Source organism: Pseudomonas sp. P4_B3 (assembly GCF_056402295.1).
In genome coordinates this window covers 73,425-94,532 of the sequence record NZ_JBFUHR010000001.1, presented here as the reverse complement: position 1 = coordinate 94,532, position 21,108 = coordinate 73,425, and the positions used below count along the sequence as shown (strand labels likewise).

Below are 21,108 nucleotides of genomic sequence, written 5' to 3'. Positions count from 1 at the left end.
TCCCTCAACCCAGCAGCGAAATGTCGGCGACGCCGAGGAACAAACCACGCAGACGCGCCAGCAACGCATAACGGTTGGCACGGACTTTTGCGTCCTCCGCGTTGACCATCACGGCTTCGAAGAACGCATCCACCGGCTCGCGCAGTGCAGCCAGGCGCGCCAGCGATTCGCTGTACTGACGGGTCGCAGCCATTGGCTGCACCGCTTGATCCGCTTGCTGGATCGCCGAGTACAGGGAGAACTCGGCGGCGTTGTCGAAGTACTTGGCTTCGACGGTGGTCGGCATGCTGCCTTCGAGTTTGCTCAGCAGGTTCGATACGCGCTTGTTCACCGCGGCCAGTGCAGCGGCTTCCGGCAATTTGCGGAACGCTTCCACCGCTTGTACGCGCTGATCGAAATCCAGGGCCGAACCCGGTTTCAGGGCACGTACCGACAGGTAGGTGGCGACGTCGACGCCTTCGTCTTCGTAACGGGCACGCAGACGGTCGAAGATGAACTCCAGCACCGAATCAGCCAGGCCGGCAGCCTTGACCTTGCTGCCGAACGAGTTGACGGCGAAGGCCACGGCGTCGGTCAGGTCGAGGTCGAGCTTCTTGTCGATCAGGATCCGCAGCACACCGAGCGCGGCACGGCGCAGGGCATACGGGTCTTTGCTACCGGTGGGCAGCATGCCGACACCGAAGATCCCGACCAGGGTGTCGAGCTTGTCGGCGATCGCCACGGCCGCACCGGTCAGGGTGGTCGGCAGTTCAGCGCCGGCACCGCGCGGCATGTATTGCTCGTTCAGCGCCAGCGCGACATCTTCCGGCTCGCCATCGTTGAGGGCGTAGTAGTAACCGGCGACACCTTGCATCTCCGGGAACTCACCGACCATCTCGGTCGCCAGATCACATTTGGACAGCAGACCGGCACGCGCCGCCCATTGAGCGTTACCGCCAATGTGTGGAGCGATGAACGCGGCCAGTCTGGAAACGCGTTCGGCCTTGTCGTAGACGCTGCCGAGTTTTTCCTGGAACACCACGTTTTGCAGGCGCAGGTTGAAGTCTACGAGCTTCTGCTTCTTGTCTTGCTTGAAGAAGAACTCAGCGTCGGTCAGGCGTGGGCGAACCACTTTCTCGTTACCGGCGATGATCTGCTGTGGATCTTTACTCTCGATGTTGGCCACAGTAATGAAACGTGGCAGCAACTTGCCGTCGGCGTCCAGCAGGCAGAAATATTTCTGGTTGTCCTGCATGGTGGTGATCAGCGCTTCTTGCGGCACATCGAGGAAGCGTTCCTCGAACGAGCACACCAGCGGCACTGGCCATTCGACCAGCGCGGTCACTTCATCGAGTAGGGCTGGCGGAACGATTGCCGTGCCTTCCTGACGGGTGGCCAGCTCCTCGGTGCGCTTGCTGATGATCTCGCGACGCTCGTTGGCGTCGGCCAGCACATAGGCGGCACGCAGGTCGGCCAGGTAGCTGGACGGCGAGCCGATGCGCACGCTTTCCGGGTGGTGGAAGCGGTGACCACGGGAATCGCGGCCGGCCTTCTGGGCGAGGATGGTGCAATCGATGACCTGGTCACCGAGCAGCATCACCAGCCATTGGGTCGGACGAACGAATTCTTCCTTGCGCGCGCCCCAACGCATGCGTTTCGGGATCGGCAGGTCGTTCAGGGAATCTTCGACGATGGTCGGCAGCAGGCTCGCGGTCGCCTTGCCGGCGATGCTCTGGCTGTAGCGCAGCTTCGGGCCGCTCTGATCGATTTCGCTCAGATCGACGCCGCACTTCTTGGCAAAGCCCAGTGCCGCTTGGGTCGGGTTGCCTTCGGCATCGAACGCGGCCTGACGTGGCGGGCCATCGAGGTTGATGCTGCGATCCGGCTGCTGGGTGGCCAGTGCGGTGATCAGCACGGCCAGGCGGCGCGGGGCGGCATAAACGGTTTTGCTTTCGTAGTTCAGGCCGGCGGCTTGCAGGCCTTTGTCGATACCGGCGAGGAACGCCTCGGCCAGGGTGTTCAGGGCTTTAGGTGGCAGTTCTTCAGTGCCCAGTTCAACCAGAAAATCCAGAGCACTCATTGTGCAGCCTCCAGCTTGGCCAGTACTTCATCACGCAGGTCCGGGGTCGCCATCGGGAAGCCCAGCTTGGCGCGAGCCAGCAGGTAGGCTTGCGCAACGGAACGCGCCAGGGTGCGTACACGCAGGATGTATTGCTGACGCGCAGTCACCGAGATTGCCCGGCGCGCATCCAGCAGGTTGAAGGTGTGGGAAGCCTTCAACACCATTTCATAGCTCGGCAACGGCAGCGGCTGGTCGAGTTCGATCAGGCGCTTGGCTTCGCTTTCGTAGAAATCGAACAGTTCGAACAGTTTGTCGACGTTGGCGTGTTCGAAGTTGTAAGTGGACTGCTCCACTTCGTTCTGGTGGAACACGTCGCCGTAGGTCACTTTACCGAACGGACCGTCAGCCCAGACCAGGTCGTAGACCGAGTCCACGCCTTGCAGGTACATGGCCAGACGCTCGAGACCGTAGGTGATCTCGCCGGTCACCGGATAGCACTCGATGCCGCCCGCTTGCTGGAAGTAGGTGAACTGGGTCACTTCCATGCCGTTGAGCCAGACTTCCCAGCCCAGACCCCAGGCGCCAAGGGTCGGCGATTCCCAGTTGTCTTCGACGAAGCGGATGTCGTGGACCAGCGGGTCCAGGCCGACGTGCTTGAGGGAGCCCAGGTACAGTTCCTGGAAGTTGTCCGGGTTCGGCTTCAGGACCACCTGGAACTGGTAGTAGTGCTGCAGACGGTTCGGGTTTTCGCCGTAGCGGCCGTCAGTCGGACGGCGGCTTGGCTGCACGTAGGCGGCGTTCCAGGTTTCCGGGCCGATGGCGCGCAGGAATGTAGCAGTGTGGAAAGTGCCGGCGCCTACTTCCATATCGTAGGGCTGAAGTACCACACAACCTTGCTCGGCCCAGTATTGCTGGAGGGCGAGGATCAAGTCTTGGAAGGTACGCACGGCTGGCGTAGGCTGGCTCACGAAATTCACCTGTTTCTTGGGCTGCGATTTAAAGAGCGGGAGTATACCCGATTCATGGCTGCGCACGCCCCCTGGAGCCTTATGCCACGCTGCTTTTGGTGTTCCGAAGATCCGCTGTACATGGCATATCACGATCAGGAGTGGGGCACGCCGCTACGCGATGCGCAGGGATTGTTCGAGTTGCTTTTGCTCGAAGGGTTCCAGGCCGGCCTTTCCTGGATCACCGTGCTGCGCAAACGCGAGCATTATCGTCAGGTGATGTTCGGTTTTGATGTCCAGCGCGTGGCGCAGATGAGCGATGCCGAAATCGACGAGTTGATGCTCGATCCGGGCATCATCCGCAACCGCCTCAAGCTCAACGCGGCCCGGCGCAATGCCCAGGCCTGGCTGGCGCTGGAGGACCCGGTGGAATTTCTCTGGTCGTTCGTCGGTGGCACGCCTGTGATCAATCATTTCAAGGATCGCAGCGAAGTGCCGGCCGTGACGCCGCCCGCCGTGGAAATGAGCAAAGGCTTGAAAAAAGCCGGTTTCACCTTCGTCGGGCCGACCATTTGCTACGCGCTGATGCAGGCCTCGGGCATGGTCATGGATCACACCCGCGATTGCGACCGCTACGCGCAGCTGGCGAACGCCGGTTAGAATGGCCGCCTCGCGCACAGCACAAGATCAGGAGTGACCTGTGGATAAGTTGAAAGGCGCCTTGCTGGTAGGCGCTCTGCGGCTGTTTGCCCTGCTTCCGTGGCGGGCCGTGCAGGCCGTGGGCTCGGCAATTGGCTGGGTCATGTGGAAAACCCCGAACCGTTCCCGCGACGTGGTACGGATCAATCTGTCCAAGTGCTTTCCGGACATGGACCCCGCTGAGCGTGAACGCCTGGTGGGCCAGAGCCTGAAGGATATCGGCAAGTCCCTGACCGAAAGCGCCTGTGCCTGGATCTGGCCGGCCCAGCGCTCCATCGACCTGGTGCGCGAGGTCGAGGGCCTCGACATATTGAAGGACGCCCTCGCCTCCGGCAAAGGCGTGGTCGGCATCACCAGCCACCTGGGCAACTGGGAAGTGCTCAACCACTTCTACTGCAGCCAGTGCAAACCGATCATTTTTTACCGTCCGCCCAAATTGAAGGCGGTGGATGAATTGCTGCAAAAGCAGCGGGTGCAACTGGGTAACAAGGTCGCTGCTTCCACCAAGGAAGGCATCCTCAGCGTCATCAAGGAAGTGCGCAAAGGGGGGGCAGTGGGCATTCCGGCTGACCCGGAACCGGCCGAATCCGCCGGGATCTTCGTGCCGTTCTTTGCCACTCAGGCCCTGACCAGTAAATTCGTGCCGAACATGCTCGCGGGTGGCAAAGCGGTCGGCGTGTTCCTGCACGCCCTGCGTCTGCCTGACGGTTCGGGCTACAAAGTGATCCTCGAAGCCGCGCCAGAAGCCATGTACAGCACCGATACCGCGGAGTCTTGCGCGGCCATGAGCCAGGTGGTCGAGCGCTATGTGCGGGCGTATCCGAGCCAGTACATGTGGAGCATGAAGCGCTTCAAGAAGCGTCCGCCGGGTGAAGCTCGCTGGTATTGATGCAAAAAATCAAAAGATCGCAGGCTTCGCCAGCTCCTACAAAGGCTCGGCGTACACCCCGTAGGAGCTGCCGAAGGCTCGGGCCGCGTTCGGACGATCTTTTGATCTTTATTGGCCTGCGTGCGCCTGACGCTCGAGCTTCTTCAGGAACACCGTCATTTCCTTCTCGGCCTGTTTGTCACCATGGCCGCGAGCAGCTTCCAGGCCTTGCTCCCAGGCTTGCCGCGCGGCCGCAAAGTCCGCCAGCGCCAGATGGGCCTTGCCCAGTAGTTTCCACGCCGCCGAATACTTCGGATCGAATTCGACGCAGCGCTGGAAATGCTCCACTGCCTTGGCATTCTCTCCCAGATCCAGATAACCCTTGCCCAGGCCGAAGCGCAGCAAAGCGTTATCCACACCCTTGGCGAGCATTTTTTCCAGGGATTCGATCATGTTGGTTCCTTTGGCGCGTTGAAGCGAAGATCAAAAGATCGCAGCCTGCGGCAGCTCCTACACCGATCCATGTAGGAGCTGCCGAAGGCTGCGATCCTGGCAATGTTGGATCAGAAGAAGCTCAACCCCACATGGAATAACTTCTCCACATCGCGAATATGCTTTTTATCCACAAGGAACAAAATTACATGGTCGCCCGTTTCGATCACGGTGTCGTCATGGGCAATGATCACTTCTTCGTCGCGGATAATCGCACCGATAGTGGTGCCCGGTGGCAGGCCGATGTTCTCGATGGCCTTGCCGATCACCTTGCTCGATTTCGCATCGCCATGGGCGATCGCCTCGATGGCTTCTGCCGCACCCCGGCGCAGTGAGTGCACGCTGACGATGTCGCCCCGGCGCACGTGGGCCAGCAAGGTGCCAATGGTTGCCAGTTGCGGGCTGATGGCGATGTCGATGTCGCCGCCCTGGATCAGATCGACATAAGCCGGGTTGTTGATGATGGTCATCACCTTCTTCGCACCGAGGCGTTTGGCCAGCAGCGAAGACATGATATTGGCTTCGTCGTCGTTGGTCAGGGCCAGGAACAGATCGGCGTCGGCAATGTTCTCTTCCATCAACAGGTCGCGGTCCGAAGCGCTGCCCTGCAACACCACGGTGCTGTCGAGGTGGTCCGAGAGATGACGGCAACGTGCCGGATTCATCTCGATGATCTTTACCTGATAACGGCTTTCGATGGCCTCGGCCAGACGCTCGCCGATCTGCCCGCCACCGGCGATGACGATGCGTTTGTAGGTTTCGTCGAGACGGCGCATTTCGCTCATGACCGCGCGAATGTTCGCTTTGGCGGCGATGAAAAACACTTCGTCGTCGGCCTCGATCACCGTGTCGCCTTGGGGCAGGATCGGTCGGTCGCGACGGAAAATCGCCGCGACGCGGGTTTCCACGTTCGGCATGTGTTCGCGCAGCTGCCGCAGTTGCTGACCCACCAGCGGCCCGCCGTAATAAGCCCGCACGGCCACCAATTGCGCCTTGCCTTCGGCGAAGTCGATCACCTGCAAGGCGCCGGGATGCTGGATCAGGCGCTTGATGTAGTTGGTAACCACTTGTTCCGGGCTGATCAGCACGTCCACCGGAATCGCTTCGTTCTGGAACAACTGCTCTTCGCGGGTCAGGTACGCGGCTTCGCGAACCCGGGCGATTTTGGTCGGAGTGTGGAACAGGGTGTGGGCGACCTGGCAGGCGACCATGTTGGTTTCGTCACTGTTGGTCACCGCGACCAGCATGTCGGCGTCATCGGCCCCGGCCTGACGCAGCACGGTCGGGAATGAACCGCGACCCTGCACCGTGCGGATGTCCAGGCGGTCGCCGAGGTCGCGCAGGCGTTCGCCATCGGTGTCGACCACGGTGATGTCGTTGGCTTCGCTGGCCAGGTGTTCCGCCAGCGAACCGCCCACCTGCCCTGCTCCGAGGATGATGATTTTCATCCATTCACTCCATTGAATCCATTTAACCGCGAGCGGCGGCGATCTTGATCAGCTTGGCGTAGTAGAACCCGTCGTGGCCGCCTTCCTGGGCCAGCAACTGGCGACCATGGGGCTGTTTGATGCCGGCCGCCGTGGCGAGGTCCAGTTCACGGGCGCCCGGCGTGCGGGCGAGGAAGGCTGCGATGACTTCAGTGTTTTCGGTCGGCAGCGTGGAACAAGTGGCGTACAGCAGAATGCCGCCCACCTCCAACGTGTTCCACATGGCGTCGAGCAATTCGCCTTGCAGCAGCGCCAGCGCGGCGATGTCGTCGGGTTGGCGGGTCAGCTTGATGTCCGGGTGACGACGAATCACACCAGTGGCCGAACATGGCGCGTCCAGCAGGATGCGCTGGAACGGCTTGCCGTCCCACCACGCCTGGGTGTCGCGGCCGTCGGCGGCAATCAGTTCGGCGCTCAGTTTCAGGCGTTCGAGGTTTTCTCGCACCCGCACCAGGCGCTTGGCCTCCAGGTCTACCGCCACGACGCCGGCCAGTTTTGGCTCGGCTTCGAGAATATGGCAGGTCTTGCCGCCGGGTGCGCAGCAGGCGTCCAGCACCCGTTGGCCCGGCGCCAGATCCAGTAGATCAGCGGCCAGTTGCGCGGCTTCGTCCTGCACACTGATCCAGCCTTCGGCGAAACCCGGCAGGCTGCGTACGTCAGCGGCGGCTTCGAGCACGATACCGTCGCGGCTATAGACACACGCAGTCGCGGCGATACCGGCGTCGGTCAACAAGCCGAGGTAGGCGTCACGGCTGTGGTGGCGACGGTTGACCCGCAGGATCATCGGCGGATGCGCGTTGTTGGCGGCGCAGATGGCTTCCCATTGCTCTGGCCAGAACGCCTTCAGGGATTTCTGCAGCCAGCGTGGGTGAGCGGTGCGCACCACCGGATCACGCTCCAGCTCGGCGAAAATCGTTTCGCTTTCGCGCTGAGCATTACGCAGCACAGCGTTGAGCAATGCCTTGGCCCAAGGTTTTTTCAGCTTGTCGGCGCAACCGACGGTTTCACCAATGGCGGCGTGGGCCGGGACGCGGGTATAGAGCAGCTGATAGAGACCGACCAGCAACAGCGCTTCGACATCGGCGTCGGCGGCCTTGAACGGTTTCTGCAGCAGCTTGGCCGCCAGTGCCGACAGGCGTGGCTGCCAGCGCGCGGTGCCGAACGCCAGGTCTTGGGTGAAACCGCGATCACGGTCCTCGACCTTGTCCAGTTGCGTTGGCAGCGAACTGTTGAGCGAGGCTTTTCCGCTCAGGACGGCAGCGAGTGCCTTGGCGGCGGCCAGACGCGGGTTCATTGAGCGTCCGCCGCTTGACCGAGGACAGTGCCAATGGCGAATTTCTCACGGCGGCTGTTGAACAGGTCGCTGAAGTTCAGCGCCTTGCCGCCGGGCAACTGCAGGCGAGTCAGGCACAAGGCCTGCTCGCCGCACGCGACGATCAGGCCTTCCTTGCTGGCGCTGAGAATTTCACCCGGGGCACCTTTGCCTTCGGCAAGGTTCGCGGCCAGCACTTTCAGTGCTTCGCCGTTCAAGGTGCTGTGGGTGATCGGCCATGGGTTGAAGGCACGCACCAGACGCTCCAGCTCAACCGCCGGTCGGGTCCAGTCGATGCGTGCTTCGTCCTTGTTCAATTTGTGCGCGTAGGTCGCCAGGCTGTCGTCCTGCACTTCGCCCTCCAGGGTTCCGGCGGCGAGGCCGGCAATCGCCTGGACCACGGCCGGAGGGCCCATTTCCGCCAGACGATCGTGCAGGCTGCCGCCGGTGTCTTCGGCGCTGATCGGCGTGGCGACCTTGAGCAGCATCGGCCCGGTGTCGAGGCCGGCCTCCATACGCATCACGGTCACGCCGCTTTCGGCGTCCCCCGCTTCCACGGCGCGCTGGATCGGCGCCGCACCACGCCAGCGCGGCAGCAGCGAGGCGTGACTGTTGATGCAACCCAGGCGCGGAATATCCAGCACCACTTGCGGCAGGATCAGGCCGTAGGCGACCACCACCATCAAGTCCGGCTTCAGTGCAGCCAGTTCAGCCTGAGCATCTTCGTTGCGCAGGGTCGGCGGTTGCAGCACCGGGATATTGTTCTCTAGAGCAAGCTGCTTGACCGGGCTCGGCATCAGTTTTTGCCCGCGACCGGCCGGACGATCCGGTTGGGTGTAGACCGCGACGATCTCGTAAGGGCTGTCGAGCAGGGCCTTGAGGTGTTCGGCGGCGAATTCCGGGGTGCCGGCAAAGACAATGCGCAGTGGCTCAGTCATGGGTGACGTCTCTTGAAAAGAAAAAGGCTTGCCGCAGCAAGCCTTTGAAGATGGGCATCAGGCGTTCTGGCGATGGAGCTTTTCCAGTTTCTTCTTGATGCGGTCGCGTTTGAGCGTGGACAGGTAATCAACGAACAATTTGCCGTTGAGGTGGTCGCATTCGTGCTGGATGCACACGGCGAGCAAATCTTCGGCGATCAGTTCGTAAGGCTGGCCGTCGCGGTCCAGCGCCTTGACCTTGACCCGTTGCGGGCGATCGACGTTTTCGTAGAAACCCGGCACCGACAGGCAGCCTTCCTGATACTGGCCCATCTCGTCGGTCAACGGTTCGAGCTCGGGGTTGATGAACACTCGCGGTTCGGTGCGGTCTTCGGAGAGGTCCATCACGACGATACGTTTGTGCACGTTGACCTGGGTAGCGGCGAGGCCGATGCCAGGCGCTTCATACATTGTTTCAAACATGTCGTCGACCAGCTGACGCACTTCGGCGTCCACTACGGCCACTGGCTTGGCGATAGTGCGCAGGCGCGGATCAGGGAATTCGAGGATGTTCAAAATGGCCATAAGCTTGATGATTGCACGTGTGAAGTAAGGTCGGGTCGATGGCCTGGCGGGTCCGAAGAAATGCAGGCTACCGTTGTAAAACGTAGCTCCCTTCTGTTGACAAGCAAGCCGGGAGCGAGCCACTGACGGCTCTGGCGTTTCACGCGAACGTACATAATAAAGGGATTCACCGCATGAGGAAATCACTACTCGCCCTGCTGCTCCTGGCCTCGGCCGGTCTGGCGTACGGGCAAGTGCAACTTCGGGAAGATATTCCCACCATAAAGCTGTCGCCTCAGGTGCGCAGCAGCCCGGTGACCGAGGCTATCCCCAGCATTGCGCTGAAATCGATCAACAGCTTTCTGCTGAGCAACCGCATCGTCGACAAGGCCGAGGATTTCGACAAGGCGCCCTACATCGTCGCTGGCGATGCCGAACGCGTACTCAGCGGCGCGGGTGACCGTATCTTTGCCCGTGGCCATTTCGATCCGGCGCAACCGGTGTACGGCATCTTCCGTCAAGGCAAGGTCTACACCGATCCGCAGAGCAAGGAAATTCTAGGGATCAACGCCGACGACATCGGCGGCGGTGAGGTCGTGGCCATCGAAGGCGACGTTGCCACCCTGGCGTTGCAACGCACGACCCAGGAAGTGCGCATCGGCGATCGCTTGTTCAGCGGTGAAGAGCACGCGATCAACTCGACCTTCACGCCCAACGCACCGAGTCACGAAATCAACGGTTTGATCATCGATGTGCCGCGTGGGGTCACGCAGATCGGCGAGTTGGACGTGGTTACGCTGAACAAGGGGCAGCGCGACGGTCTGGCCGAAGGCAATCTGCTGGCGGTGATGAAGACCGGCGAAACCGTGCGCGACCGGATCACCGGCCAGCCGTTGAAAATTCCCGATGAGCGCGCTGGTCTGCTGATGGTTTTCCGTACCTACGACAAACTCAGTTATGGGCTGGTGCTTAGCGCTTCACGCTCGCTGTCGGTGATGGACAAGGTGCGAAATCCGTAAGCGTGCTTCACAAGTTACCAACAGAGTTATCCACAGCTTATTCCCGTTTGTACGGGTACTTATTACGATCAAGGATGATCCATGTCGCTGTCTACTGTTACACCGGTTTCCCCCGCGGAACTGGAAGCTCGATTACGCCTGCATCGTTTGCCGGAACTCGGTCCTGCGCGTTTCAAGAAATTGCTCGAAGCCTTTGGTTCGGCATCCAAAGCCATTAGCGCACCGGCCAGTGCCTGGCGTTCGCTGGGTTTGCCACTGGCGTGTTCCGAGGCCAGACGAAGCACCGAGATTCGTGACGGCGCCAGCCACGCATTGGCCTGGTTAGAGCACCCGGCCCAGCATTTACTGATGTGGGACCAACCGGACTACCCGGCACTGCTGGCACAAATCAGCGATGCACCCCCGCTGTTATTTGTCGCGGGCAATCCGGGCATTCTGGAAAAACCACAACTGGCAATGGTCGGCAGCCGGCGCGCGTCCCGGCCGGGGATGGACACCGCTGCGGCGTTTTCCCGCAGCCTGGCCGGTGCCGGTTTTGTCATTACCAGCGGCCTGGCCCTGGGCATTGACGCCGCCGCGCACCAGGCCGCGCTCGACGTCGGTGGGCAAACGGTCGGTGTGCTCGGCACGGGGCTCGAGAAGTTTTATCCACAGCGAAATAGACGCCTGGCGGACGCCATGATCGCTTCGGGCAGCGCAGTGCTTTCGGAGTTTCCGCTGGATGCAGGCCCCAGCGCTGGCAACTTCCCCCGGCGCAACCGGATCATCAGTGGTTTGTCTCTCGGGGTGCTGGTGGTCGAAGCCAGTGTCGCCAGCGGTTCACTGATCACCGCGAGGCTGGCGGCGGAACAGGGGCGCGAGGTGTTTGCGATGCCCGGGTCGATCCATCACCCCGGCGCCCGCGGCTGTCATCAGTTGATTCGGGACGGTGCGGTGCTGGTGGAAACCATCGAACATATCCTTGAAGCCTTGCGCGGTTGGCAACGACTGTCGTTATCCACGCAAACCTGCACTCCTATGACGACTCACCCACTGCTGAAGCTGCTGCATGCCGCGCCTCTCACCAGCGAAGCGCTGGCCGACGCAAGCGGCTGGGCCTTGCCAAAAGTGCTGGCTGCGTTGACGGAACTGGAAATGGATGGCTGCGCCGTGTGCGAAAGCGGACGCTGGTTTGCGCGGGTGAGCTAGGTTTTATAAACAAGATCGGTAAACTGCGCAGAGCCTTATTCTGGAGTGTTTTTCATGGTCAACAGTTGGCGTGTGCAACAAGCCGCGCAAGCAATTCGCGCCGGGGCGGTGATTGCCTACCCAACCGAAGCAGTCTGGGGCCTGGGGTGCGACCCGTGGGACGAGGAAGCGGTGGAGCGTCTGCTGCTGATCAAGGGCCGGTCTGTGGATAAGGGGCTGATTCTGGTCGCCGACAATATCCGTCAATTCGATTTCCTCTTCGAAGACTTTCCCGAGTTGTGGATGGACCGCATGGCCAGCACGTGGCCAGGTCCGAACACCTGGCTGGTGCCGCACCAGAACCTGCTGCCGGAGTGGATTACCGGGGTGCATGAGACGGTAGCGCTACGCGTCAGCGATCACCCGCTGGTGCGGGACTTGTGCGCGCTGGTCGGGCCGTTGGTGTCGACGTCGGCCAACCCGCAGGGGCGCCCGGCGGCACGTACGCGGATTCGCGTCGAACAGTATTTCCGTGGCCAGGTGGATCTGGTGCTGGGTGGCAATCTGGGCGGGCGCAAGAACCCGAGCGTGATTCGCGATCTGGCGACCGGCAGGGTTGTGCGCCCGGACTGATATCACGTCATCGTTCTTCGCTGGCAAGCCAGCTCCTACAGGTTTATCGCGAAACTTGTAGGAGCTGGCTTGCCAGCGAAGGCGTCCTCAGGGCAACAAAATAACCGAGCCCGTCGTACGCCGCGCCGACAACTCGGTCTGCGCCTTCGCCGCTTCAGCCAGTGGATAACGCTGGCTGATGTCCACGGTCAGCTTGCCGCTGATGATCATCTCGAACAACTCGTCGGCCATGCGTTGCAGGTTCTCGGCGTTGTTCGCATAAGTGCCGAGGGTTGGCCGGGTCACGTACAGCGAGCCTTTCCCTGCCAGGATCCCCAGGTTCACGCCGTCGACCGCGCCGGACGCATTGCCGAAACTCACCACAAGCCCGCGTGGCGCGGCGCTGTCGAGTGAAGTCAGCCAGGTGTCTTTGCCAACGCCGTCGTACACCACCGGGACTTTTTTGCCGTCAGTCAATTCCAGCACGCGTTGCGCGACGTTTTCATGACTGTAGTCGATGGTCGCCCAGGCTCCGTTGGCCTTGGCCAGTGCAGCTTTCTCTGCCGAGCTGACCGTGCCGATCAGCTTCACGCTCAAGGCTCTGGCCCATTGGCAGGCCAGGGAACCGACCCCACCGGCCGCCGCATGGAACAAGATGGTTTCGCCACTCTTGAGTTCATAAGTCTGGCGCAGCAGGTACTGCACGGTCAGGCCCTTGAGCATCACGCCGGCGGCCTGTTCGAAGCTGATGGCGTCCGGCAGTTTCACCAGATTGGCCTCGGGCAAGACGTGAACATCGCTGTAGGCGCCCAGAGGGCCGCTGCCATAGGCCACGCGATCGCCAATCTTGAAGCGGGTCACGTCGCTGCCCACTGCCTCGACCACGCCCGCACCTTCTGAGCCAACACCCGACGGCAGGGACGGTGGTGGATACAAACCGCTGCGGTAATAGGTGTCGATGAAGTTCAGGCCGATGGCCTTGTTGGTCACGCGCACTTCCTTCGGACCTGGCTCGGCGGGTTGGTAATCCACATATTCGAGCACTTCGGGGCCGCCATGGGCGCGGAACTGGATACGCTTTGCCATCAGAACTCTCCATAGGTCGTTTTACCAAGCGCCCTATCGGACTCCTAAGCTTGATCTTCGTCAACTGCGAAGGGGTAACTTGCGATGTTATGCTACGGGCCCATTTGCGCAGGCTGAGCTCCAATGGAGCACCGCGTAGTTTTGCCCGATTCAAGGTGATGACATGACGACCCGCACCGAGGCCGTAAAAGCCTACCTGCTCGACCTGCAAGAGCGCATTTGCGCTGCCCTGGAAGCCGAAGACGGCGGCACGCAATTCGTCGAAGACACCTGGACCCGGCCTGCTGGCGGTGGCGGTCGCACCCGCGTGATCGAAAACGGCGCGGTGATTGAAAAGGGCGGCGTCAACTTTTCCCATGTCTTCGGCAGCGGTCTTCCACCGTCTGCCAGCGCTCATCGACCGGAACTGGCGGGCCGTGGCTTTGAAGCCCTGGGCGTGTCGCTGGTGATTCACCCGCACAACCCGCACGTGCCGACTTCCCACGCCAACGTGCGCTTTTTCATCGCTGAAAAAGAAGGTGAAGAACCGGTCTGGTGGTTTGGCGGCGGCTTCGACCTGACCCCGTATTACGGCAACGAAGAAGACTGCATCCACTGGCACCGCGTCGCCGAGCAGGCCTGTGCGCCGTTTGGCCCGGACGTTTACCCGCGTTACAAGGCCTGGTGCGACAGCTACTTCCACATCAAGCATCGCCACGAGCCGCGCGGCATCGGCGGGTTGTTTTTCGACGACCTGAACGAGTGGGACTTTGACACCAGCTTCGCCTTCATGCGCGCCATCGGCGACGCGTACATCGACGCCTATCTGCCGATCGTGCAGCGCCGCAAGAACGATGCGTTCACAGCCAAGCAGCGCGAGTTCCAGGAATTCCGCCGTGGCCGCTATGTTGAATTCAATCTGGTCTACGACCGTGGCACGTTGTTCGGCCTGCAATCGGGTGGACGGACCGAGTCGATCTTGATGTCGCTGCCACCACAAGTGCGCTGGGGTTACGACTGGAAGGCCGAGCCTGGCAGCGAAGAAGCGCGCCTGACCGAGTATTTCCTGCAAGACCGCGATTGGTTGGCCGAAGCCTGAATGAGGAATCCTGATGGACCGTTATGTCGTATTCGGTAACCCGATTGGCCACAGCAAGTCGCCGTTGATCCATCGTCTGTTCGCCGAGCAGACCGCGCAAAAGCTGGACTACAACACGCTGCTGGCGCCACTCGACGACTTTTCCACCTGTGCCCGGACGTTTTTCCTCGAGGGTCGCGGTGCCAATGTGACGGTGCCGTTCAAGGAAGAAGCCTATCGATTGGCGAACAGCCTGACGGCGCGGGCGCAACGGGCCGGAGCGGTGAACACCCTGAGCAAACTGGCCGATGGCAGTCTGCTGGGCGACAATACCGACGGTGCCGGGCTGGTGCGCGATCTGACGGTCAACGCCGGATTCAGCCTCAAGGGCAAACGCATCCTGTTGCTCGGCGCTGGCGGCGCGGTGCGCGGTGCTTTGGAGCCGTTGCTGGCCGAGCAACCGGCATCGGTGATCATCGCTAACCGCACGGTGGACAAGGCCGAGTTGCTGGCGGAACTGTTCTGCGATCTGGGGCCGGTCTCGGCCAGTGGCTACGACTGGTTGCAGGAGTCAGTGGACCTGATCATCAATGCGACCTCCGCGAGCCTGACGGGCGATGTGCCGCCGATTGCGCCCAGCCTGATCGAACCGGGCAAAACAGTGTGCTACGACATGATGTACGGCAAGGAACCGACCTCGTTCTGCCGCTGGGCCAGCGAACACAGGGCGGCGGTGGCGATGGATGGCTTGGGGATGCTGGCCGAGCAAGCGGCGGAAGCGTTTTTCCTGTGGCGCGGTGTGCGACCGGATACGGTGCCGGTGTTGGCTGAACTTCGCCGGCAGTTGGCCCTTTAAAGTCAAAAGATCGCAGCCTTCGGCAGCTCCTACTGGCGATCACACAACCCGTAGGAGCTGCCGAAGGCTGCGATCTCTTTAATCTTCAAACCGGATCGGGCACTTCTGCGCCCCTTCCAGCTTCCTCAGCTCTTCCACCACTTGCGGCCGGGCCCGGCGCAAGGTCAGGCTGCGGTCCTGGCGAAGCAGGCGCCGCGCTTCCTGATGCAGCATTTCCACCCCTGAATAGTCGATGAAGTTGATCTGCTGCGCCTCGATCACCACGCGCGCGCCGTGCATGCGTTGCAGGCGCACTTGCAGGTAATGGCTGGCGCCAAAAAAGATCGAACCGCCCACCCGCAGAATGTCCTCCTCGCCATCTCGCACATGCTGCACCCGTGGTTGCGATGTGCGCTTGAGGTAGAAAAAAAGCGAGGCCAGCACGCCAGCGTAGATCGCTGTCTGCAGTTCCAGCAGCAGCGTGGCGACGCAGGTCAGCGCCATGACCACGAACTCAGCGCGGCTGACCCGCAACAACGCGCGAATGCCGCGATGGTCCACCAGTCCCCAGGCGATCAACAGAATGCTGCCGGCCATGGCCGGAATCGGGATGTGCGCGATCAGGCTCGCGCCGAAGATCGCAAACAGCGCCACCCACAATGCCGAAAAAACCCCGGCCAGTGGCGAACAGGCCCCTGCTTCATAGCTCAGGGCTGAGCGAGTGAAGGAGCCGGCCGACAGCGAGCCGGAAAAAAACGCACCGACGATGTTCGACAGGCCTTGGGCACGAACTTCCTGATTCGCGTCGAGTAATTGCTGCGAACGTGCAGAAATCGAGCGGGCAATCGACAGGCTGGTGACCAGCCCGAGCATTCCGACCGCTACCGCGCTGGGTAGCAGGCGCAGGATCAGATCGAGGTCCAGCGGCAACGGACTGAAGGGCGGCAGTTTGCCAGTGAAGGCGCTGACCAGTTGCACATGGCCAAACATTGATGGCCAGAGCCAAACCAGCAAACCGCCGAGAATCAGGGTGATCAAGAGCGTCGGCCAGCGTGGCAACCACAGCTTGAGGATCACGCCCACCACCACCGTCGCCAGCCCCAGCGCCAGCGAAGGTTTGTCCATTTCGCCTAGATGGCGCAGCAACGTGATGAAACTGTCCAGCGCGGTGGCCTGGCTGGGCAAGTCCAGCCCCAGCAGGTTAGGTAATTGACCGATGGCAATCACCACGGCAGCACCCAGGGTGAAACCCAGCACCACCGAGTGAGAGACGAAATTCACCAGGGCGCCAAACCGCAGCAAACCCAGCAGCCACTGAAAGAGGCCGGCAAGAAACGTCAGCAACAGGATCAGCATGACGTAGTCCTGCGACGCCGGAACGGCCAGAGGACTGACGCTGGCGTACAAGACAATCGAGATGGCCGCCGTAGGACCGCAGATCAGATGCCACGACGAGCCCCACAGGCAGGCGATCAATACCGGGATGATCGCCGCGTACAGGCCGTATTCAGGTGGGAGACCCGCGATGAGTGCGTAGGCAATGGATTGCGGCAACGCGAGAATCGCGCCGCTGAGGCCAACGATCAGGTCACGACCGACACTGGCGCGGGTTTGCCGGGGCAACCAGGTGAGGAAAGGGAAGAGTGAATGGCGACTTGGCAGGGCCATGGGGCCTCTCGGTGAATGACTGTAAATGCGTCAGGGTGGTGTTTCAGAGGCAGCGGCGCAAGGGCATAAATCGATTCGCGAGCAGGCTCGCTCCCACAGGGTGTGCGCGGACCTGTGGGAGCGAGCCTGCTCGCGATGGCGTTCTCGAACCTTACAGTTTCGCTTTGACCGCCGGCAACGCATCCTTGCCATCCACCGTCTTCACCCCATCAAGCCATTTATCCAGCACCGCCGGGTTGGCCTTGATCCAAGCCTTGGCCGCATCGGCATTGCTGACTTTCCTGTTCACCACCTCGGCCATGATGCTGTTTTCCATGTCCTGGGTGAAACTCAGGTTGGTCAGCAGTTTGCCAACGTTCGGGCAGGCCTGTGCATAACCTTTACGGGTCAGGGTATGCACACTGCCGGTGTCGCCGAAGTATTTCTCGCCACCCTTCAGATAGTGCATTTTCAGCTGCACGTTCATCGGGTGTGGGGTCCAGCCAAGGAAGGTCACGAATTTCTGTTTTTTCACTGCGCGGGACACTTCTGCCAGCATTGCCTGCTCGCTGGACTCGACCAGTTTCCACTGGCCCATGTCGAAATCGTTTTTCTTGATGATCTCTTGCAGCGAGATGTTCGCCGGCGCGCCGGAGCCGATGCCGTAGATCTTGCGGTCGAACTTGTCGGCGTATTTGTTCAGGTCGGCAAAGTCATGCACACCCGCGTCCCACACGTAGTCCGGAACGGCGAGGGTGAATTCGGTGCCGTCGAGGTTCTTCGTCAGTTGCGTGACATCGCCGTTGGCGACGAACTTGTCATAGAAGCCCTGCTGCGCCGGCATCCAGTTACCCAGGAACACATCGACCTGGCCATCCTTGAGCCCGCCAAAGGTGATCGGTACCGCGAGGGTGTCGACCTTGGCCTTGTAGCCCATGCCGTCGAGCAGAAACCCGGTGATGGCATTGGTCGCGGCGATGTCGCTCCAGCCCGGGTCGGCCATTTTCACGGTCTCGCAACTCTGATCGGCAAACGCCGATGCACTGCCCAGAGTCAGGAGCCCGACCGTCAGTACTGTGGATAACCTTTGCATGGACTTCCCCTTAACATTATTGGTTTTGGCAGGGTTGTGGATAACGTGCTTTACGCTCCAGATCGTCGAGGTCGATGTGGTTGCGCATGTACTGCTGACTGGCGTCCACCAGTGGCTGGTGATCCCAGCTCTTCAGCTTGCCGAGGGTCAGTGCCTCGGCCACGAAGCGCCGACGCCGCTGGCTGGCGAGCACCTGCTGGTGAATCGCCGGAATGTTCCATTTGGCCCGCGCTTCGGCAAGAAAATCGTCGAAAAGATGGTGATTTTGCAGCGAATGACTGAGTTCTTCCAGTTCGCTAGGGTCGTTGTGTACGTCGAAGAGTAGGCAAGGGTCGTCTTCGCTGTAGATGAATTTGTAGGCACCGCGACGGATCATCATCAGCGGGCTGATGGTGCCTTCGGCCATGTATTCGCCGAACACCTCGTCGTGGCCGCCCTGCCCTTGCAGGTGCGGGACCAGAGAGCGGCCGTCCAGCGGCAAGCCCGGTTCCAGCGAGCCGCCGGCCAGTTCGACGAAGGTCGGCAACAGGTCCGCCGTGGAAACACTGGCGCTGACCCGACCAGCGCCGAACTGCCCCGGTGCGCTTATCAGCAGCGGCACCCGTGCGGCCATTTCATACCAGTGCATTTTGTACCAGAGGCCGCGCTCGCCGAGCATGTCGCCGTGATCGCCGGAAAACACGATGATGGTGTCATCGATCAGCCCGGTATCTTCGAGGGTTTGCAGGAGTTTGCCGACGTTGCTGTCGATATAGCTGCACGCGCCGAAATAGGCACGGCGGGCATCGCGGATCTTATCCACAGGCAGCGGCTTGTCCCACAGGTCGTAGACCTTGAGCAGACGTTGCGAGTGCGGATCGAGGGCATGCGGGTCCGGGGTTGTAGGCAGCGGGATATCGGCATCGTCGTACAGATCCCAGAAAGCCTTGGGAATCGTGTACGGATCGTGTGGGTGAGTCATCGAAACAGTCAGGCAGAACGGCTGGTTGCCATCCTCGCGGATATGGTCGAACAGGTACTGCTGGGCCTTGAACACCACCTCTTCGTCGAAATCCAACTGATTGGTGCGCACGCACGGGCCGGCTTGCAGCACCGACGACATGTTGTGATACCAGGTCGGGCGCACGTCCGGTTCATCCCAGTTCACCGCCCAGCCGTAGTCGGCCGGGTAGATGTCGCTGGTCAGGCGTTCTTCGTAGCCGTGCAACTGGTCCGGGCCGCAGAAATGCATCTTGCCCGACAGGGCAGTGCGGTAGCCGAGGCGGCGCAGGTAGTGGGCGTAGGTCGGTACGTCGGCGGGGAAATCGGCGGCGTTGTCGTAGGCGCCGATCTTGCTCGGCAACTGGCCGCTGACCAGGGTGAAACGCGACGGCGCGCACAGGGGGCTGTTGCAATAAGCGGAGTCGAACACCACGCCTTGTGCGGCGAGGCGGCTGAGATGAGGCAGTTTGATGGGCGATGGGCCGTAGAACGGCAACATTGGCGCGGCCATTTGATCGGCCATGATGAAAAGAATGTTCTTGCGCTTCATGTGATCGCGGCATTCCATAGTGGATGTTTATGCGAGAGTGCTGGCTTCGAGAATGAAACCCCAGCACCTTGCGGTAAAGCCCATGCACGGCAATGACTAGGATAAGTACAGCTTATGTATGACGCCCTTGGTGACCTGTCACTGGATCTGCTTCGCGCCTTCGAAGCGGCGGCCCGTCAGCGCAGCTTTACCGCGGCGGCGGTTGAACTGGGCACCACGCAACCGGCCATCAGCCAGCAGATCAAGCGCCTGGAAGAACAACTGGCGACACGCCTGTTCGACCGTATTTATCGCGGTATCGAGTTGACTGAGGCCGGGCAGATACTTTTTGAGCAGGTTCAGCTCGGTTTGCAGAACATAGACGCAGGATTGAGCGCAATCAGCGCACAGCAACAGCATGAAGTGCTGCAGGTGGCCACGGATTTTGCCTTCGCCGCCTATTGGTTGATGCCGCGTTTGCACCGCTTTCACGCGGCCAATCCGCAAGTGGATGTCAGCCTGGTCACCAGTGAACGCAGCCATAACATGCTACGTACCGATATCGATGTGGCGGTGCTGTTCGGCGATGGCCGCTTCAAGCAGGGTGAGAGCCATTGGCTGTTCAGCGAGGAAGTGTTTCCGGTATGCAGCCCGCAGTTGTTGAGCGAACGTCCCCTGCCCTTGCCGGCCCAGGCATTGCTGGAGTTTCCGTTGCTGCACCTGCGTGGGGAACACAGCAGTAACTGGTTCGACTGGAGTGGTGTGTTCCGCGAGCTGGGCATCACCTCGCCCCCGGCGCCCGGGCAGTTGCGCTTCGACAATTACACTTTGTTGATTCAGGCGGCGATTGGCGGCCAGGGCGTAGCCATTGGCTGGCGGCACCTTGTGGATAACTTGCTGGCGCAAGGATTGTTGTGCCGACCGATCGGCGAAACGGTGATGTCGAGGCTGGGTTACTACGTGGTGCTGCCCCAGCGCAAAAGACGCGGAGCGTTAATTCAACAGTTTGTGGATTGGTTGATGGCCGAGCAGGCCAGCAGTGCGCAATCGCTCAACGGCCTGACGCTGCCGTCCATTGCGGTTTAGCTGTCGGTTGCGATGAAGTTGACGTGCTCTCGGATGTGCAGGTTCAAGTGCAATTCATCGGCAATGCCCACGGCGGTGCGGGCCAGCCGTTCCAGCGGTTCGGCCAACCGCGGCTCGAGGTTGCCACCGATTTCGGCAAAATGTTCGATGGTCAGCCCCGGTACCCCGCGCGGTTCGTTAACCAGCGTCCACTTCAAAGGACTGCTTTGCAGTGCCTCGCGGATTTCCTCGGCGGCGTGACGTTGCAAGCTGTCCTCGACTTCCGGATCGTCCAGCACGTCGAAATCACCCACCAGAAACAATCGGGAAATGTTTGCTGTCTGCATGCCATCGATTAGTGCATCCACTGCCAGCACCTGCTCGACTGGGCCCGGTACGATGGTTTTTTCTACGTGTTCGCTGTTGAACGGTAAGCCTGGAGCGTCCAGTAAACAGATGACCACGGAGCTGCCGGCCACACTCTGCTTGACCCGTTGCGCGTCGAACAGATCGCCAGTCTTGGTGCGCAGCCCCGGACGGGGTGCCAGTGCATTGAGGTCATCGAGAATTGCGATCACTTCATGCTGGCGCCGCAGCATTTCAGCCATCAGCGCACTGCCCAGGCTACTCATGGCACCATACAGCACCACTTTCACGACGGGGGTTTCGGCATTTTTCATGGCTGGGCTT

At 61.0% G+C, this 21,108-nt stretch carries 20 protein-coding genes; 8 read left to right on the top strand and 12 right to left on the bottom strand.

Annotated features, from left to right (window positions below):
• Positions 1-4: 4 nt before the first annotated feature.
• Together glyS and glyQ are read right to left on the bottom strand one after the other, a co-directional pair.
• A complete protein-coding gene (gene glyS / locus AC1DWG_RS00485) occupies positions 5-2,059 on the bottom strand; it encodes a glycine--tRNA ligase subunit beta (RefSeq protein ID WP_477787115.1) in 2,055 nt (684 codons plus the stop codon).
• Positions 2,056-3,009: a glycine--tRNA ligase subunit alpha gene (gene glyQ / locus AC1DWG_RS00480; RefSeq protein ID WP_003187265.1), complete on the bottom strand. Its 954-nt coding sequence runs from the start codon at positions 3,007-3,009 to the stop codon at positions 2,056-2,058. The genes glyS and glyQ overlap by 4 nt, the downstream gene beginning before the upstream one ends.
• Positions 3,010-3,090: 81 nt before the next feature.
• On the opposite strand from glyQ, the gene tag reads away from it, so the two are divergent.
• A complete protein-coding gene (tag, locus tag AC1DWG_RS00475) occupies positions 3,091-3,648 on the top strand; it encodes a DNA-3-methyladenine glycosylase I (RefSeq protein WP_477755066.1) in 558 nt (185 codons plus the stop codon).
• Between the two features lie 40 nt (positions 3,649-3,688).
• The gene (locus AC1DWG_RS00470; protein WP_477755065.1) at positions 3,689-4,576 is read left to right on the top strand and encodes a lysophospholipid acyltransferase; all 888 of its coding nucleotides are present in this window, start codon (positions 3,689-3,691) and stop codon (positions 4,574-4,576) included.
• A 108-nt stretch (positions 4,577-4,684) separates the two neighbouring features.
• Here AC1DWG_RS00470 and AC1DWG_RS00465 read toward each other — a convergent pair whose 3' ends face one another.
• The 5 genes from AC1DWG_RS00465 to def form a co-directional block, all read right to left on the bottom strand.
• Positions 4,685-5,008: a tetratricopeptide repeat protein gene (locus AC1DWG_RS00465; protein ID WP_223459118.1), complete on the bottom strand. Its 324-nt coding sequence runs from the start codon at positions 5,006-5,008 to the stop codon at positions 4,685-4,687.
• Between the two features lie 110 nt (positions 5,009-5,118).
• Positions 5,119-6,495, bottom strand: coding sequence for a Trk system potassium transporter TrkA (gene trkA, locus AC1DWG_RS00460; protein WP_429386834.1), 1,377 nt, complete (start codon positions 6,493-6,495; stop codon positions 5,119-5,121).
• Between the two features lie 22 nt (positions 6,496-6,517).
• Positions 6,518-7,828, bottom strand: coding sequence for a 16S rRNA (cytosine(967)-C(5))-methyltransferase RsmB (rsmB, locus tag AC1DWG_RS00455; protein WP_477763110.1), 1,311 nt, complete (start codon positions 7,826-7,828; stop codon positions 6,518-6,520).
• Positions 7,825-8,784, bottom strand: a complete 960-nt coding sequence (fmt, locus tag AC1DWG_RS00450; RefSeq protein ID WP_477763111.1) for a methionyl-tRNA formyltransferase — start codon at positions 8,782-8,784, stop codon at positions 7,825-7,827. Before fmt ends, rsmB begins: the two co-directional genes overlap by 4 nt.
• A gap of 57 nt (positions 8,785-8,841) precedes the next feature.
• Positions 8,842-9,348 (bottom strand): peptide deformylase, encoded by a 507-nt coding sequence (def, locus tag AC1DWG_RS00445; protein ID WP_477754537.1) that lies wholly within the window; start codon positions 9,346-9,348, stop codon positions 8,842-8,844.
• Between the two features lie 173 nt (positions 9,349-9,521).
• Here def and AC1DWG_RS00440 point away from each other — a divergent pair, with 173 nt between their 5' ends.
• The 3 genes from AC1DWG_RS00440 (at position 9,522) to tsaC (ending at position 12,146) form a co-directional block, all read left to right on the top strand.
• Positions 9,522-10,346 carry a peptidoglycan-binding protein gene (locus tag AC1DWG_RS00440; protein ID WP_477763112.1) on the top strand — a complete coding sequence of 275 codons (825 nt, stop codon included), beginning with the start codon at positions 9,522-9,524 and terminating at the stop codon, positions 10,344-10,346.
• Positions 10,347-10,427: 81 nt separating this feature from the next.
• The gene (dprA, locus tag AC1DWG_RS00435) at positions 10,428-11,534 is read left to right on the top strand and encodes a DNA-processing protein DprA (protein WP_477754535.1); all 1,107 of its coding nucleotides are present in this window, start codon (positions 10,428-10,430) and stop codon (positions 11,532-11,534) included.
• Positions 11,535-11,588: 54 nt separating this feature from the next.
• A complete protein-coding gene (gene tsaC / locus AC1DWG_RS00430) occupies positions 11,589-12,146 on the top strand; it encodes an L-threonylcarbamoyladenylate synthase type 1 TsaC (RefSeq protein WP_347909892.1) in 558 nt (185 codons plus the stop codon).
• 87 nt (positions 12,147-12,233) lie between these two features.
• Here the strand turns inward: tsaC and AC1DWG_RS00425 are convergent, their stop codons facing one another.
• Complete coding sequence (locus AC1DWG_RS00425) at positions 12,234-13,211, bottom strand: NADPH:quinone reductase (RefSeq protein WP_477787114.1); 978 nt, start codon at positions 13,209-13,211, stop codon at positions 12,234-12,236.
• A 163-nt stretch (positions 13,212-13,374) separates the two neighbouring features.
• Here AC1DWG_RS00425 and hemF point away from each other — a divergent pair, with 163 nt between their 5' ends.
• The gene (gene hemF / locus AC1DWG_RS00420; RefSeq protein WP_477763114.1) at positions 13,375-14,289 is read left to right on the top strand and encodes an oxygen-dependent coproporphyrinogen oxidase; all 915 of its coding nucleotides are present in this window, start codon (positions 13,375-13,377) and stop codon (positions 14,287-14,289) included.
• A gap of 13 nt (positions 14,290-14,302) precedes the next feature.
• On the top strand, positions 14,303-15,124 hold the full coding sequence (gene aroE / locus AC1DWG_RS00415) for a shikimate dehydrogenase (RefSeq protein WP_477763115.1): 822 nt from the start codon (positions 14,303-14,305) through the stop codon (positions 15,122-15,124).
• A 78-nt stretch (positions 15,125-15,202) separates the two neighbouring features.
• Here the strand turns inward: aroE and AC1DWG_RS00410 are convergent, their stop codons facing one another.
• From AC1DWG_RS00410 to betC, 3 genes are all read right to left on the bottom strand, one after another.
• On the bottom strand, positions 15,203-16,771 hold the full coding sequence (locus AC1DWG_RS00410; protein ID WP_477763116.1) for a SulP family inorganic anion transporter: 1,569 nt from the start codon (positions 16,769-16,771) through the stop codon (positions 15,203-15,205).
• Positions 16,772-16,922: 151 nt separating this feature from the next.
• Positions 16,923-17,843: a choline ABC transporter substrate-binding protein gene (choX, locus tag AC1DWG_RS00405; protein WP_477763117.1), complete on the bottom strand. Its 921-nt coding sequence runs from the start codon at positions 17,841-17,843 to the stop codon at positions 16,923-16,925.
• Between the two features lie 16 nt (positions 17,844-17,859).
• A complete protein-coding gene (gene betC / locus AC1DWG_RS00400; RefSeq protein WP_477763118.1) occupies positions 17,860-19,374 on the bottom strand; it encodes a choline-sulfatase in 1,515 nt (504 codons plus the stop codon).
• Between the two features lie 114 nt (positions 19,375-19,488).
• On the opposite strand from betC, the gene AC1DWG_RS00395 reads away from it, so the two are divergent.
• The gene (locus AC1DWG_RS00395; protein WP_150728139.1) at positions 19,489-20,439 is read left to right on the top strand and encodes a choline sulfate utilization transcriptional regulator; all 951 of its coding nucleotides are present in this window, start codon (positions 19,489-19,491) and stop codon (positions 20,437-20,439) included.
• Here AC1DWG_RS00395 and AC1DWG_RS00390 read toward each other — a convergent pair.
• On the bottom strand, positions 20,436-21,098 hold the full coding sequence (locus tag AC1DWG_RS00390; protein ID WP_477754527.1) for an NAD(P)-dependent oxidoreductase: 663 nt from the start codon (positions 21,096-21,098) through the stop codon (positions 20,436-20,438). The genes AC1DWG_RS00395 and AC1DWG_RS00390 overlap by 4 nt on opposite strands.
• Positions 21,099-21,108: the final 10 nt, after the last annotated feature.